Annotated in this window: 14 protein-coding genes, 1 rRNA gene and 1 other RNA gene; all 16 read left to right on the top strand. The window is 48.2% G+C overall.

What is annotated here, in order from left to right; translation table 11 throughout:
• Positions 1-16 precede the first annotated feature (16 nt).
• Positions 17-967 carry an ABC transporter permease gene (locus HMPREF9469_RS27910; RefSeq protein ID WP_007870422.1) on the top strand — a complete coding sequence of 317 codons (951 nt, stop codon included), beginning with the start codon at positions 17-19 and terminating at the stop codon, positions 965-967.
• 17 nt (positions 968-984) lie between these two features.
• Positions 985-1,854: an ABC transporter permease gene (locus HMPREF9469_RS27905; RefSeq protein ID WP_007870421.1), complete on the top strand. Its 870-nt coding sequence runs from the start codon at positions 985-987 to the stop codon at positions 1,852-1,854.
• 11 nt (positions 1,855-1,865) lie between these two features.
• Positions 1,866-2,867, top strand: coding sequence for an ABC transporter ATP-binding protein (locus tag HMPREF9469_RS27900; RefSeq protein WP_007870420.1), 1,002 nt, complete (start codon positions 1,866-1,868; stop codon positions 2,865-2,867).
• A complete protein-coding gene (locus tag HMPREF9469_RS27895; protein WP_007870408.1) occupies positions 2,864-3,847 on the top strand; it encodes an ABC transporter ATP-binding protein in 984 nt (327 codons plus the stop codon). The genes HMPREF9469_RS27900 and HMPREF9469_RS27895 overlap by 4 nt, the downstream gene beginning before the upstream one ends.
• 32 nt (positions 3,848-3,879) lie before the next feature.
• On the top strand, positions 3,880-5,250 hold the full coding sequence (locus tag HMPREF9469_RS27890; RefSeq protein ID WP_007870405.1) for an amidohydrolase: 1,371 nt from the start codon (positions 3,880-3,882) through the stop codon (positions 5,248-5,250).
• Positions 5,251-5,254: 4 nt separating this feature from the next.
• On the top strand, positions 5,255-5,998 hold the full coding sequence (locus HMPREF9469_RS27885; protein ID WP_007870403.1) for a glutamine amidotransferase: 744 nt from the start codon (positions 5,255-5,257) through the stop codon (positions 5,996-5,998).
• 10 nt (positions 5,999-6,008) lie between these two features.
• Positions 6,009-6,983, top strand: a complete 975-nt coding sequence (locus HMPREF9469_RS27880; RefSeq protein WP_007870401.1) for a Gfo/Idh/MocA family protein — start codon at positions 6,009-6,011, stop codon at positions 6,981-6,983.
• 133 nt (positions 6,984-7,116) lie between these two features.
• An RNA gene (ffs, locus tag HMPREF9469_RS31665) (signal recognition particle sRNA large type) lies at positions 7,117-7,378 on the top strand.
• Between the two features lie 218 nt (positions 7,379-7,596).
• On the top strand, positions 7,597-8,676 hold the full coding sequence (locus tag HMPREF9469_RS27875) for a 6-phosphofructokinase (protein ID WP_007870398.1): 1,080 nt from the start codon (positions 7,597-7,599) through the stop codon (positions 8,674-8,676).
• A gap of 24 nt (positions 8,677-8,700) precedes the next feature.
• Entirely contained in the window at positions 8,701-10,320 is a 1,620-nt protein-coding gene (gene dnaX, locus HMPREF9469_RS27870; protein ID WP_007870396.1) for a DNA polymerase III subunit gamma/tau, read from the top strand.
• A 52-nt stretch (positions 10,321-10,372) separates the two neighbouring features.
• Positions 10,373-10,729, top strand: a complete 357-nt coding sequence (locus tag HMPREF9469_RS27865) for a YbaB/EbfC family nucleoid-associated protein (protein WP_007870393.1) — start codon at positions 10,373-10,375, stop codon at positions 10,727-10,729.
• On the top strand, positions 10,729-11,325 hold the full coding sequence (recR, locus tag HMPREF9469_RS27860; protein ID WP_007870391.1) for a recombination mediator RecR: 597 nt from the start codon (positions 10,729-10,731) through the stop codon (positions 11,323-11,325). Before HMPREF9469_RS27865 ends, recR begins: the two co-directional genes overlap by 1 nt.
• 53 nt (positions 11,326-11,378) lie before the next feature.
• Entirely contained in the window at positions 11,379-13,958 is a 2,580-nt protein-coding gene (locus tag HMPREF9469_RS27855) for a tetratricopeptide repeat protein (RefSeq protein ID WP_007870389.1), read from the top strand.
• Positions 13,955-14,782 carry a Cof-type HAD-IIB family hydrolase gene (locus tag HMPREF9469_RS27850; RefSeq protein WP_007870387.1) on the top strand — a complete coding sequence of 276 codons (828 nt, stop codon included), beginning with the start codon at positions 13,955-13,957 and terminating at the stop codon, positions 14,780-14,782. Before HMPREF9469_RS27855 ends, HMPREF9469_RS27850 begins: the two co-directional genes overlap by 4 nt.
• Positions 14,783-14,807: 25 nt before the next feature.
• On the top strand, positions 14,808-15,524 hold the full coding sequence (locus HMPREF9469_RS27845) for a CvpA family protein (RefSeq protein ID WP_007870385.1): 717 nt from the start codon (positions 14,808-14,810) through the stop codon (positions 15,522-15,524).
• 644 nt (positions 15,525-16,168) lie between these two features.
• Positions 16,169-16,439: ribosomal RNA gene (locus tag HMPREF9469_RS27840) — 16S ribosomal RNA — on the top strand; the annotation flags it as partial.

Here is a 16,439-nt window from a genome sequence, read left to right as displayed (position 1 = left end):
AAATGGAGGGCAAGAAATGCTTAAATATATTGTAAAAAAGGCGGTATCTGTCCTGACGGTCCTGTTTATCGTGTCTTTTGTTACCTTTTTTATCATACATCTGACACCGGGAGATCCGGCCAGAATCATGCTTGGAGCAGATGCCCCCCAGGAAGCGGTAGAAGCCCTGCGGGAACAGATGGGACTTAACCGGACACTACCCGTACAATATCTGGAATGGCTGAATGATGTGCTCCATGGGGATCTTGGAACCTCCATTTTTATGGAAGGAAGCATGTCCTATATTATTGGACTGCGTATGAAGCCCACAATCGTCCTTACCTTATGTGCATTGGGCATAGCCGTCATCATTGCGATCCCCACAGGAATCATGGCTGCCAGGGGCAGAGGCAGGGCGGTAGATCAGGGAATGATGATGGTTTCGATGATAGGTGTGAGTATACCGGGATTCCTGTTAGGGCTGCTGCTGGTACTTCTCTTTGCCGTGAAGCTGGGATTACTCCCGGCTTCCGGCTACAAAGAACTAAAGGATGCAGGATTAGTGACCTATGTAAAGTATCTGATACTGCCGTCCATATCACTGGGAATGATGCACGCTGCTTTATTAAGCAGGATGACGCGGTCCGCGGTGCTGGAGGTATTGAATAAAGATTATATCAAAATGGCAAAAGCAAAGGGTGTGCATTCGTTTTCCCTGATGTTCAGACATGCCCTTCGGAATGCGCTTTTGCCCATTATCACCGTGATCGCCCAGAGTTTTGTGTCTCTAATCGCCGGCGCCCTGGTGACGGAAACCATATTTAATATACCGGGAATCGGAAAGCTGATCATTGATTCTATTGGGCGGCGGGACTACGAGGTGGTTCAGGCCATGGTCCTTTTAGTTGCAGTGATCAATGTCCTGATCATGTTTGCTCTGGACCTGATATATGGTGTCATCGACCCGCGGATCAGAACTGAAAAATAAGAAAGGAGGGATGAAAGATGACGGACTTAAAACAGATAAAAGAACAGATGCGCAGGGAGCACAGAAGATTAAAATTCAGAAAGTTCCTGCATAACAGGGCTGTATTAATTGGGACCGCAGTGACGGTGATCATGATTATCCTGGCTTTAACAGCGCATGTAATCTCTCCTTATGATCCTCAGGCGATCGATGTAACAAGACGGCTTACCCCTCCCTGCCGGGAATATATATTTGGTACAGATACCTTTGGGCGGGATATTCTCAGCAGGATCCTGTACGGTACATCCATCTCCATGAAGGTTGGCATAACGGTCAGCGCCACCTCCTTTGCAGCAGGTCTGTTTATGGGGCTATATTCCGGCTATTATCCGGCTGTAGGAGCGGTCCTTATGAGGATCTGTGACGGGCTGAAGGCAATTCCGTCCCTGATTTTTGCCATTGCACTTGTGGGTATAATGGGAGCCGGGATGAATAATGTGATCATCACATTGAGCATTATATCTATTCCGGACATTGCAAGGGTGGCCAGGTCCATCACACTTCAGGTAAAGGAGCAGACTTATATTGAAGCACTGCGGGCATCAGGAGCTAATGATGGGCGTATTATCTGGATGAATATTATGCCCAATGTTATATCTACAGTCCTGGTCCAGGTATCATTTATATTTGCAACAGCAGTCATCTCAGAAGCATCCTTAAGTTTTCTCGGGGTAGGCATACCTGTTCCGGAGCCAAGCTGGGGAAATATCATCAATGAGGGGAAGAGCGTAATTTTTCATGCCTGGTGGATGATTGTATATCCAGGTATCTTTATCGCTGTTTCCGTGCTGGGGCTTAACCTGTTGGGAGAGGGTCTCAGGGACTTCTTTGATCCCTTGACAAATTAGGAGGTGGGGAAATGTCAGAACATGCAGAACTGTTAAAAGTTGAGAATCTGGCCACCTCATTTAAGACTGAGCGGGGGACCATGAAGGCGGTGGACGGAATCACCTTTCATGTAAACAGGAATGAGATCCTGGGAATCGTGGGGGAGTCAGGGTGCGGTAAAAGTGTAACGGTACAATCCGTAATGCGGCTGTACGATGAAAAGTATCTGGCTAAAATTGAAGGAGAAATTATATTTGAGGACAGGAATCTTCTTGAACTTACAGAAAGGCAGATGGAAAAGATCAGAGGTTATGCTATTTCCATGGTATTTCAGGATGCACTCAGTGCCTTAAATCCGGTGATGAGGATCGGTGATCAGATCATAGAGGGGATACTCTTGCATCATAAGGGAATGTCCAAACAGGAGGCGTCCGGGAAGGCACTTCAGATTTTAAAACAGGTGGGGATACCAGCATATAAAGAACGGTTTTATCAATATCCCCATGAACTTTCAGGAGGGATGAGACAAAGGGTTATGATCGCCATTGCCCTTGTATGCCAGCCACGCATCCTGATCGCAGATGAACCAACCACGGCCCTTGATGTAACTATACAGGCCCAGATCATGAATCTGATCGTAAATCTTAAAAATCAGCTTGGAATGAGTGTGATCCTGATCACCCATGACCTGGCGGTTGTTGCGGAAACATGTGACAGGGTGATAGTTATGTATCTTGGGCAGATTGTGGAGGAGGCGGATGTGAAGGAACTGTTTCTCCAGCCTGCCCATCCCTACACAAAGGGAATGATGGCATCCATACCAGCTTTGTCGGAGGAAAAACCGGAGCGCCTGTACGTCATAAAAGGCATGGTTCCTCTGTTAAGCCAGATACCTAAGGGATGCAGGTTTGCACCCCGGTGCGAGTTTGCCACGGACCGGTGCAGGAATGAAATGCCGGAACTGACCGTACTGAATAGCAGGCATAAAGTCAGGTGCTTTATGGCAAAGAGGGATGGTGATGGAACCAAATGACGGAACAAAAAAATGAGATACCTTTATTGGAAACAGACCATTTAAAAAAATATTTCCCCGTGGAAAAAAAGGTGAATGGACAAAAGGCGGAAGTGAAGGCGGTAAATGACGTGTCCATTCAAATCAGGCGGAATGAGGTATACGGCCTGGTGGGGGAAACCGGGTGCGGCAAAAGTACGCTGGGACGTTCCTTACTGCGTCTGATGGAACCGACATCCGGAACCATTATGTATAATGGCAAGGACATTACTCATATTCCTCAGCAAGAATTCAGGACCTACAGGCAGAGGCTGCAGATGATTTTCCAGGATCCATACACATCGCTGAATCCCAGAAAGAGCATTGGAAAGATTTTAGAGGAGGTTTTGGCAATACAGGGCATCCGGGATATAAAACAGAGAATGGATGCGGCCCTGGAGATCCTTGGAAAAGTTGGACTTAGGCCCGAGCATTATTACCGCTATCCCCATGAATTTTCAGGGGGCCAAAGGCAGCGCGTAGGCATTGCCAGGGCTCTGATCCTTAACCCGGAATTTATTGTATGTGATGAACCGGTGTCAGCACTGGACGTATCCATCCAGTCCCAGATCATCAACCTGCTTTTGGATCTAAAGGAGAGCCGGGAACTGGCATATCTGTTTATTGCCCATGATATCAGCGTTGTCAGGTATATATCCACAAGAATCGGTGTTATGTACCTGGGATATCTGTTTGAGGAGGCTGAGACAGAGGAACTGTTTCATCACCCCATGCATCCGTATACAATGGCACTTTTGTCTTCGGTGCCAACCATAGACTTTGAAAAGGAAGAGAAAACACGGGAACTGATACAGGGGGAGCTTCCCTCACCCCTTAATCCTCCTGCAGGTTGTGTGTTCCATACCAGATGTCCTTATGCAAAGGATATCTGCAAAGAGGAGTGTCCGGATATGAGGACGGTCCAGTCAGGGCACAGGGTTATGTGCCATCTTTATGATTAAAAGGGATGGAAAATGGAGAGGAGAACAAGGTCATGACCAATGATTTGGAACGAATGGCATCTTATGTAGAAAAACACAGAAAATTAATACTAGATACAGAGCGCTTTATATGGAAACACCCTGAGATTGGATATAAGGAGTGGCAGACCACTCAGTACCTGGTGGAGCAGTTTGAGGCACTGGGGTATAAAGTCACAAAGCCAAAAGATATAACAGGGTTTATCGCAGACCTGGATACTGGAAAGCCTGGGCCTAAGTTTGCTATTTTGGGAGAATTGGATTCCCTGATGTGTGAGACACATCCCGAAGCCGACAGGGAAACAAAAGCAGTACACGCATGCGGTCATCACTGCCAGACAACAGCCTTGCTAGGATGTGCCGCCGCATTATCAGAACCGGGAGCGCTGGAAGGCATGTGTGGCTCTATACGGTTCATAGCAGTACCTGCGGAAGAGACCATAGATATGGAGTTTCGGGCGGATCTGATGAAAAAGGGGATTATACACTATAATGCAGGAAAAATAGAATATCTGTACAGGGGATATTTTGATGATGTGGATATTGCCGCCATGGTGCATGTAATGGTGGACGACCATCATCTATTCCATCTATTTAAGGGTGGAAATGGCTGTATCAATAAACATTTTGAGTTTCAGGGAGTAGCTGCTCATGCCGGCGTGGGCCCTTGGGATGGAGTAAATGCCCTTTATGAGGCAAATATAGCCATGACTGCCTGCAATGCCCTGAGGGAGACTTTTATTGACACGGAGACCATGCGTTTTCATCCCATCCTGACCCAGGCGGGTCTTGCAGCCAATGCCATACCTGATGTGGCCAAAATGGACGCGTATACGAGAGCGGCCAGTTTTGAACAGATGAAATCCCTGAATGAAAAAATCAACAGGGCACTTGCAGCATCAGCGGCAGCACTGGGAGGAAATGTCCTAATCGAGGACAAGCCGGGTAACATGCCTCTTCACTGTGACAGAAGCCTGTATGCGGAATGTGAGGATATTATTGCCCGATTGTTTGGTGAACATGAGATTGAGCACCTTGAATGGTCCTATGGAAGTACGGACATGGGGGATATCTCCAGTCTTATTCCGGCCATCCATCCCGAGGCTGCAGGAGCGGTGGGCAAGCCGCACGGCCAGGACTACTGCATATCGGACCCGGAAAAGGCTTGTATTAATCCGGCTAAGCTTCTGGTCTGCCTTGCTTACAGGCTGTTGTCAGAAGATGCAGCTGTGGCAAAAAGGGTTATACGGGACTATAGGCCGGTGTTTGCCAGCAGGGCGGAATATTTTAAAGCGATTAATGATATCGAACTTTCCGCTCAGGCGGTAGATTACCTAGAAAATGGTGATGTTGTGCTGCATTACAAAAAGAACCAGGAGGAATAATGATATGAAACAGATACTGTTAGCCGGTGAATCGTGGATAGTTCATATGACACATGTAAAGGGATATGATTCCTTTACAACATCCCGTTATGAGACAGGTGAAAAATGGATCAGGCAGGCATTTGAGCGTGCCGGATATGAGGTTACCTATATGCCGAGTCATGTGGCGGCCAATGAATTTCCTTTTACAATAGAGGAACTGAAACAATTTGATGTAGTTGTGTTGTCTGATATTGGAGCCAATACACTTTTATTGCCGGATGCCGTGTTCTATGGGGGAGACAGGCGGCCTAACCGTTGTCAGCTGATCAGGGATTATGTGCTTGGGGGCGGGGGACTTCTGATGATTGGCGGCTATCTTACCTTCAGCGGTATAGATGCAAAGGGAAAATGGGGTATGAGTCCTGTTCAGGATGTGCTGCCGGTTAAAGTGATGGATACGGATGACCGATGTGAGCATCCGGAGGGCGTGGCTCCGGTAACGGTTGCCGCCCATGAGATTGTTGACGGAATTGGCCATGAGTGGCCTTTGGTGCTGGGGTATAATAAGACGGTTCCCTTTGAGGATGCCATAGTACCGGTTAAGGTGGGGGATGATCCGTTTATAGCAATTGTCGAACGCGGAATGGGAAGAACAGCTGTATTTACCACGGATTGCGCCCCCCATTGGGCTCCTGCTGCATTCCTGGAATGGGAGGGGTATGATAGGATTTGGAAAAACCTTGTGGATTGGATTACCAAAAGCTGAGGACAAAACTATGTTTAAGATAGGTATATTAGGTCCTGGAAAGATTGCACATAAAATGGCCGAAACTGTCCGTCAGATGGAGGACACAGTAATATGGGCCGTGGGTTCACGGTCCCTGGAACGGTCCAGGCAGTTTGCCCAGGCATATGGCATTGCCAGAGCTTATGGCTCCTATGAAGCCCTTGTGGCAGATAAAGATATTGACATGATATACATTGCCACGCCACACTCCTGCCATTTTGAAAATATGAAGCTTTGTATTGCATACGGAAAGCATATCCTTTGTGAAAAAGCATTTACTCTGAATGCTTCTCAGGCAAAGGAGATACTTTATCTTGCAAAAGAGGCGGGAGTTATGTGTGCGGAGGCTATTTGGACCAGATACCTTCCATCCAGACAGATGATCCGTGAGGCGATTGATTCAGGCATGATCGGAAGACCGGTATCCCTTACCGCGAATCTGGGGTATGTATTGACATCTGTGGATCGTGTAATGGACCCTGCCTTGGGAGGTGGAGCGCTTCTGGATGTGGGGGTTTATACGATTAATTTTGCACTCATGGCTTTTGGCGAGGATTATGATACGATCATATCCAAGGCAATATTTAACCGTCAGGGCGCAGACGTTTCGGATGGGATCACTATTACATGGGAGGATGGTAAAATTGCAGTCCTGCATGCCAGCGCTCTGGCAATAACAGACAGAAATGGGATTATTTACGGAAGCCAGGGGTATCTGGTGTCTCATAATATTAACAACTGCGGGCAGATCGATATATATGACCTGAACCGGAAGCTTGTTGAAACCCGCAAGGTCCCGCAGCAGATCACAGGATTTGAGTACCAGGTGGAAGCCTGCCACAGGGCGATTGTACAGGGCCGGCTGGAGTGCCCTGAGATGCCCCATAAGAGTATCATTGAGGTGATGGAGATTATGGATGAGATCAGGCGCCAGTGGCGTTACCGGTATCCCTGTGAACAGTAAAAGGTAGTAAAAGCAGGCAAGGGCGGGCAAACAAGCGCCCCTTGACAAAACCACGCCCGCAAGTTATACTTAACAAGCGGTTACACGCAGTGTGTAGAATCAGCGTGTAACACCCAACCAAGTCATAAAGTTTCCACGCAGCCGGGGAGATAGCGGTGCCCTGTACCTGCAATCCGCTCCAGCAGGGGTGATACCTTGCCTCGGGCAACCCGTTGCGGAGCTGCCTTGTGTAAGTGGCGTTGACGTTTGGGTCTTACGCAACGGGAATCTGTGAACCGTGTCAGGGCAGGAATGCAGCAGCACTAAGCGGAACCTCCCGTGTGCCGTGAGGCAGCCTGGACCGAGTTAACTGCATGAGTAACGTCCGTGGCGATTGCACAAAGCAAGGTGCGTGGAATTTAAAAATGGGATATAAATCTGGAGATGACAATTGTTGCCGGCAGATTTATATCCCATTTATTTTAAAAAAAATAAGATCATTTATGAAATAAACTCAAGAAAATCGTAGGAATATTTATACTTGCCCATAGATACCCTTTGCGTTATAATTACAAAATGGGTATAATAGAACCATTGACAAGTAGGAAAAAGTCTGATATGGAGGAAGTGCAGTATGAGAAGAATAGGAATGCTGACCAGCGGGGGAGATTGCCAGGCACTGAATGCTACCATGAGAGGCGTAGCAAAATCCTTATACAACTTATTTGATGATGTGGAGATCATTGGATTTGAAGACGGATACAAGGGACTGATGTATGCAGACTATCAAATTATGAAATCTTCAGACTTTTCAGGTATTTTGACCCAGGGTGGAACGATTCTTGGAACCTCACGTCAGCCGTTCAAGCAAATGCGCATTCCCGATGAAAATGGTTTGGATAAAGTGGAATCCATGAAACATACCTATAAAAAGCTGAAACTGGATTGCCTGGTGGTACTTGGCGGCAATGGAAGCCAGAAGACAGCCAACCTGCTGAGCCAGGAAGGCCTTAATGTGGTATCCCTGCCTAAAACCATTGACAATGACCTCTGGGGAACGGATATGACCTTTGGATTCCAGAGCGCTGTGGATGTTGCGACCAATGCAATCGACTGTATACACACCACTGCCGCGTCCCATGGACGTGTGTTTATTGTGGAGGTTATGGGGCATAAAGTGGGATGGCTCACATTGTATGCAGGACTTGCAGGCGGCGCAGACATCATTTTATTGCCGGAGATTCCATACGATATCAATACGGTGTGTGATGCTCTGATGAAGCGCTCCAAAGCAGGCAAGCGTTTCTCCATCCTTGCAGTGGCTGAGGGAGCCATTTCCAAGGAAGACTCGGTCATGACCAAGAAGGAATTAAAGGAAAAGAAAAAAAGCGGCATGGTATATCCGTCAGTGGCATATGAGATCGGTGCCAGGATCCAGGAAGTTACAGGCAGCGAGGTGAGGGTGACGGTACCGGGACACATGCAGAGGGGCGGAGAGCCCTGCTCTTATGACCGCGTTCTGGCCACAAGGCTGGGAGCCGCTGCGGCCAGGCTGATTGCAGATAAAGAATACGGCTACATGGTAGCTGTTAAAAACAATGAGATAACCAAAGTACCGCTGTCCGAGGTAGCCGGAAAGTTAAAGACAGTGGATCCGGAATGTTCCATGATCCGGGAAGCCAAGATGGTGGGAATCAGCTTTGGTGATGAATGATATAAATAACAAGGAGTAACTAAAATGTCATATACGGCGTTATACCGCAAGTGGCGTCCTGTTTCGTTTGAAGATGTAAAGGGACAGGACCCCATTGTGCAGACCCTGAAAAACCAAATAACGTCGGAGCGCATCGGCCACGCCTACCTGTTCTGCGGGACAAGAGGTACGGGCAAGACCAGTATTGCCAAGATATTTGCAAGAGCCGTAAACTGTGAACACCCGGTGGATGGAAGTCCATGTAATGAATGTCCCACATGTAAGGCCATTCAGACAGGTTCATCCATGAATGTGGTGGAGATTGACGCTGCCTCCAACAATGGTGTGGAGAACATCCGTGATATCCGGGACCAGGTTCAGTATCCTCCCACCGAGGGACGGTACAGGGTCTATATCATTGATGAGGTGCACATGCTGTCGATCGGTGCCTTCAACGCGTTGCTTAAGACATTGGAGGAACCGCCCTCCTATGTAATATTTATACTGGCCACAACCGAGGTGCACAAGATCCCCATCACGATCCTTTCACGGTGCCAGCGTTATGATTTTAAACGCATTTCCCTGGATACCATAGCGGACCGGCTGAGGGAACTGACCCAGGCAGAACAGATTGAGGTGGAAGACAAGGCCTTGATGTATATTGCCAAGGCGGCGGATGGATCCCTGCGTGACGGCCTGAGTCTTCTGGACCAGTGTGTGGCGTTTCATTACGGCAAGGTGCTGACCTATGACAACGCTCTGGAAGTTCTGGGGGCAGTGGATGCCGGCGTGTTCAGCCAGATGTTTGGAGCCGTTGTGGATGGAAGGACAAAAGACTGCATCTGTGCCCTGGAGGAAATCGTGATTCAGGGGCGGGAATTGGGACAGTTTGTAACTGATTTTATATGGTATATGAGAAATCTCCTTCTCATCCAAAGCGCAGATGATGCAGAAGGTCTGCTGGACATGTCGGAGGAGAATTTAAAACAGCTGAAGGCAGACGGGGAAAAGGCGGATGGACCAACCCTGATGCGTTATATCCGGGTATTTTCAGAGTTGTCCAACCAACTGCGCTATGCCACGCAGAAGCGGGTTCTGGTAGAGGTTGCGCTGATAAAACTTACCCGTCCGGCCATGGAACCTAATCTGGATTCCATCCTTCAGCGCCTGGGCGATCTGGAGATGCTGATGGAGGACCTGGAGGCAGGACGAATGACCATACAGGCAGCAGCTCCGGCATACGCTGCTGCGGGAACTGCCGGACAGGCGGCCCGTCCTGCGGCAGCTTCCGCAGAGCCGGAAATACCGGCAGAGCGGGTAAGTCTTCCAAAGGCACAGCTGGAGGATCTGAAGCTGGTCCGCAATGAATGGGCCAGAATTGTCCGCAGCATGGGCGGAGGAGCAAAGTCCTATCTCAGGGATACCGTGGTGGAACCCGGAGGCGAAGGATGCCTTACCATAGTGTTTATGGATCCCATGAACTATGATATGGGCAAACGTCCAACGGTCATCGGTGAACTGGAACGGTACGTTGAGACCAATTACGGCAAATCCATTTACTTCAAGACCCGTCTGGCGGGCAGAGGTGAACGGCTGAACACGATCTATGTTACTGAGGAAGAATTGGAAGATAAGATTCATATGGATATTACATATGAAGATTAGAAGTTATATCAGAAGAATATAATAAAAAGGAAGATAACAGGAGGAACACACCATGGCAAAACGTGGCGGATTTCCAGGCGGAATGCCTGGCAATATGAACAATCTTATGAAGCAGGCACAGCGTATGCAGCGCCAGATGGAAGAAGCAACCAAGGAATTGGAGACCAAGGAATACACGGCTGCATCCGGTGGCGGGGCAGTGAGTGTTACAGTGTCAGGTAAGAAAGAGGTCGTATCCGTAAAATTATCCGAGGAAGTAGTGGACCCGGATGATATTGAGATGCTGGAGGATTTGATCGTGGCGGCAACCAATGAAGCGTTTCGTCAGATGGAGGCAGAGAGCAGCGAAGCCATGTCCAAGCTTACAGGCGGACTTGGCGGAGCATTGGGTGGAGGTCTTCCTTTCTAATGGATTATTACAGCAGTCAGATTACCAAGTTAATAGAAGAGCTGTCAAAACTTCCGGGAGTTGGCGCCAAATCAGCCCAGCGCCTGGCATTTCACATCATTAATATGCCGAAGGAGCAGGTGGAGGAGCTGGCGGGAGCCATGACAGGAGCCAGGAATAATGTGCGCTACTGCAAAGAGTGCTTTACCCTTACAGACAAGGAGCTTTGTCCGATCTGCAGCAGCGATAAGAGAAACCATAAAACCATTATGGTGGTTGAGAATACCAGGGATCTGGCTGCCTATGAAAAAACCGGCAAGTATGAAGGTGTATACCACGTACTTCACGGCGCCATCTCCCCTATGCTGGGAATTGGCCCGAATGACATTAAACTTAAGGAATTGATGCAGCGCCTTCAGTCTGAGGTGGAGGAAGTCATCATTGCAACCAATTCCAGCCTGGAAGGTGAGACCACAGCCATGTACATCAGCAAGCTGATCAAGCCTACCGGGATTAAGGTTACCAGGATCGCCAGCGGTGTACCGGTTGGCGGCGACCTGGAATACATAGATGAAGTAACGCTTCTTCGGGCATTGGAAGGCAGAACAGAGATATAGTACAGACTGACAGACAGGTAATTCCATACCGGGGCAATAGGGAGATGCAAAAGATGGATAAATACGAGTTTAACATTAAAGTTGAGCAGATTAAGAAGATGGTAAACAAAGGCGACTATGAGACAGCCATGAAAATTGCGGATACCATTGACTGGCGGAGGGTGCGCAATGTCAATATCCTGTCCATGGTGGCAACCATATATGAGAAGAATCAGGAGTACCAGGAAGCCAAGGATATCCTGCTGCTTGCATTTGAGCGTGCGCCTATTGGCAAGCGCCTGCTGTTTAAACTGGCGGAGCTGGCCATAAAAGAGGGCAGCACCGGTGAAGCGGAAGACTATTACAGGGAATTCTGCGACCTGGCGCCTGATGATCCCAGGCAGTATATCCTGAGGTATATGATATTGGGAGCCAAAGGCGCTCCTGTGGAGCAGCTGATCCACACCCTGGAACAGTACTGCAACATTGAATTAGATGAAAAATGGCTGTACGAGCTGGCTGAACTGTATGCTGAGGCCGGCATGGGAGAGCTTTGTATCATGGCCTGTGACAAGATCATGCTTATGTTTGGCCTGGGTAAATATGTGGAAAAGGCAATGGAGCTTAAGATACAGTTTGCCCCTCTTACCAAATACCAGATGGATTTGGTGGAAAACAGGGACAAGTATGAGGCAAAACTCCGGGCAGTGGAAAAAGAATACCGGATGGGTGCCCCTGTGGAGGAATACAGTGACACGCCGGCAGCCGGTTCCCGCAGGGATCATTATGGGGCTCAGTCTGCCTCCTATGCAAGGGAGGCAGCAGTGACCAGGGAACCCGGCTATGAAGAGGAAGGGGATTATGCTCAGGAGTCAGGTTATGCCGGGGAATCCGATTATGATCAGGGATCAGACTACGGCCGGGATACGGACTACGTCCAGGAATCCGATTATGCCCAGGAACCGGGCTATGTCCGTGAATCCGATTATCTCCAGGAACCAGGCTATGCCCAGGAGTCTGAGTACCCACGTGCAACAGAAAATTCCCGTCAAGGCAGCTATGACAATGGCCATGAGGGAGAATTTGGCTCGGGAGGCGGATATGGGGAAGAGTCGGTATATACCGAAGAACCGGAATACGCAGAAGAACCGGAATACGTAGAGGAACAAGAATACGCAGAAGAACAGGAATATGCAGAGGAGCCGGAATATACCGAAGAATCAGCATATGCCCCGGGATCCGGCTATGGTCATGGGCGGTATTCCCAAGAATACTCCGAATATTCCCGTGACGGATATTCCCAGTATGCCGATGACCGCCTTATGGAGGAGGATCCGCCCCGCACTCAGGTTACTATAGAACCGGAAGATGGGGAGGAAGAGATGGCGGCAACAGAGGAAATGTTGGAAAAACCATATGGAGATGGGGCGGCAGAGGAGTCCTTTGAGGAGCGTTTACAGGAGTCCGGCGCAGGACAGAAGGAGTCTGCAGGCGATCAGTGGATGTCGGATGAAGCCCTGAAGGCCCGTATTCATGAAGCAGAGGTTCAGGCCAACCTGGCCATGGAAATGTCCAGAATCTCCGGCAGCGGTTTTAAGCAGGAGGTAGAGGCTGCTCAGACCCGCGTACTTTCAGATATCCGTGATATAAAAAAGGGAGCAGTCCGCGAGGCCAGACATCTTATGATAGAAGCTGAGACGCCTCAGCAGGGGCTTGAGAAGGCCATTGAAGCATTAAAGGAGATCCACAGGGAGACAGGTGCGAAGAACCAGGCAGCTAAGATAACAGGAGAGCGGCTTAACAGCAAGGGTGTCTTCAACTTATCTGACAAACTGACCGGAAAGGATCTTATGATCGAACAGGCGGGGGATATGACTGAGGCCATACTTCAGGAATTAAACCAGCTTATGGCAAGGGATGAGACCGGCATGAATGTGGTGCTGATCGACACTGCAGAACGTCTGGCCGCCCTTCACAGAGTGTATCCGGGTCTGGCAAAACGCTTTGAATACATTGGGAAAAGCCGGCCCCCAAAGGAAAATGAGTATGAAGCGCCCAAAGAAGATAAACGACCGGTAAGGCAGGTCCAGGTCCACAGGCAGGAGATGCCAAAGGAAAAGAAGGAAGAGCCGGTGCGGGCCATGCCTCAGGAACCGTTAAAACGTCCGGCGCAGGAGGAGATGCAGCCTGTTGCCCAGACTATAAAAGAGCAGGTTCCGGCAAGAGAAGAAAAGAAACAGCCGGTAATGAAGGCCGTGGAACCGGCAAAAAAACCGGCCAGGAAAGAAGTTCCTGTTACACCTGCACTTGTAAAGAAGTTGGTTGAGCCGGAATTTACAGACAATGAAGAACTGCCGATGGATGAAATGGAAGAAGAGGAGATGGACATTGACGAATTCGCCAAATATGCATGCGAGTATGCCAGTGACATTGACTGCAGTATATCCGGCAAAAGCATGCTGGCCCTCTATGAGAGGATCGAAATCATGGAGGAGGACGGAATCGCCCTTACCAAGGAAAGTGCAGAAGACCTGATTGAGGAAGCTGCCGACAAGGCAGAGAATCCTTCGTTCTTTAAGCGAATAACGGGAATCTTTTCATCCAAGTATGACAAAGATGGTCTTCTTATATTAAAAGAGGAGCATTTTATATGAAATCCATAGGTTTGATAGCACTTGATTTAGATGGGACCCTGCTGGACAGCCGGAAACGTCTGTCCCCCCGTAATAAGGAGGCACTGATCAAATGTGCCCGTATGGGAATTCAGATCGTGCCAACAACTGGAAGGGCAGTGGATGGTATTATGGAGGAGATACGTATGCTTCCCGGTGTAAATTATGCCATTACCGCCAATGGTGGTACGGTGGCGGACCTGGAAAATGCCAGGTGCCTGCTCCGCCGTACCCTGACTAATGAAAAGACGCTGGAGATTCTGAGTATTGCAGATAAGTACAATGCCATGTATGATCCTTATATTAACGGCAGAGGAATTACCCAGCCTGAGTTCATTGACCACATGGAAAATTATGGAGTTTCACCCACCATTCAGAAAATGGTCAGGGCCACCAGAGATGTTGTGCCCAATGTGATCCGCTATGTAAAAGAATGCGGCAGTGATGCAGAGAAGGTGAACATCTATCTGGGAGATCTGGAAGAAAGAAAGACCCTGAGAGAGGATCTTGGATCTGTGGAAGGAATTGTCATCAGCTCTTCTCTCTATAATAACCTGGAGATCAATGCCCATGGGGCAACAAAGGGAAATGCCCTTATGTGGTTAGCGGACTACCTGTCCATAGATAGAAAAGCGACCATGGCTTTTGGCGATGGGGAGAACGATATCTCCATGATCGAGGCAGCCGGAGTGGGAGTTGCCATGGGGAACGGCCTTGAGGCTGTAAAAGCCGCAGCGGATGAGATCACCCTTACCAATGATGAGGATGGTGTGGCGGCAGCCATAGAACGCCTGATAATTAACTGAAATTGAGACTGAAAGAAGCTGAGACATGATAATAGAGAACTGGCTGTCCGTGGGGGCAGGAGTATTTTTGATAGGCATGGTTCTGTATGGGCACTACAGGGGATTTTTAAAGCAGTGTGTATCCCTGGGTGCCCTTGTGCTCACCATTGTCATTGTGAAGATCGCTACGCCGTACATGACAGGTTTTATAAAAGATAACCCATCCATCCGGCAGGGGGCGGCTGATGCCATACTCAGCATCGCTGGCTGGGAGGAGCCTTCCATGGAAGATACAGGACTTCCCTCCGCTCAGAGGATGTCCATTGAGCGGTTGAATCTGCCTCAGTCTGTTAAGGATGTACTGCTGGAAAATAACAACAGCGAGATTTATAAAATATTGGGCGTAGACCAGTTTGTGGAGTATGTGAGTATGTACCTGGCGGATATGCTTATCAATGCAATTGCTTCCATCCTGTTATTTATAGCTGTCTTTGTATTGATCCATATGGTGGTACGATGGCTGGATCTTATTGCCCGCCTTCCTATACTGTACGGACTGAACCATATAGCGGGAGCGCTGTTGGGATTTGCCCAGGGGCTGGTACTGCTATGGGTGGCGGGATTTGTGCTCAGCCTGTTTTCGGCAACGCCTGTTGGGAAGATGTTGGAGGAACAGGTCTATGCCAGTACCTGGCTTACGTTTTTGTACCGGTATAATCTGATCAACCTTATACTGGGAGGTATTGTCCGGGGGATTTTTTAGGTTGGGCTGTATGAATAGAGCATTCATTTATATAGGATGCGGCTGGTCTCTGTGAAATGACCGGGTATGGATTGAAATAATTGTTCCTATATTATATTGAATTAACACAAATGGCTGGGAAAAGTTGGAGAAGACTTGACTCAGCCATTTTTATGCCAACCACTAAATATAGAAGAATTATGAAAAAACGGGCATATTTTGTAGTTGTGAAAAAGAATTAAAAATTGTATAAAAAAATGGCACAAATTCCCTTGACAAGTTGAGCCAGTAGTGTTATATTAAAGTTCCACCGCGAAAACAGCGGGGGGCGGCTCCGAAAAAGAGTTGGAAAAAGTTGTTGACAGAATATGGAAACTATGATAAACTAAAAAAGTTGCCGTTGAAAAACAACAACAAAGAAACTAAAAAAAGTTGTTGACAAACGCAAGCAGCTGTGATAAGATATAAAAGTTGCTGCTGAACAAGACAACAACAAACGAACCTTGATAATTGAAGATTAAATAGTATGTAAAACCCTGAAAATTCTAAAAACAAAAGGTCTGGTTTAGACCTTTGGATTTGAGAAAATTCGGAACAAAACCAAGTAATGAAGGTTAAAGATAACTATAGCCAAGCTAAGTAGTCTAAGACCAAGAATCAACTTTTAATTTGAGAGTTTGATCCTGGCTCAGGATGAACGCTGGCGGCGTGCCTAACACATGCAAGTCGAACGAAGCAATCAGAATGAAATTTTCGGATGGATTTCTGGTTGACTGAGTGGCGGACGGGTGAGTAACGCGTGGATAACCTGCCTCACACTGGGGGATAACAGTTAGAAATGGCTGCTAATACCGCATAAGCGCACAGTACCGCATGGTACGGTGTAGAAAAACGTCCGGTAGGTGTGAGATGGATCCGCGTCTGATTAGTAGTTGG

Origin of the sequence: [Clostridium] citroniae WAL-17108 (genome assembly GCF_000233455.1) — a bacterium.
Classification (GTDB): Bacteria; Bacillota; Clostridia; order Lachnospirales; family Lachnospiraceae; genus Enterocloster; species Enterocloster citroniae.
Note: the sequence above shows the minus strand (reverse complement) of the source record. Positions and strands in the feature narration are given on the sequence as shown.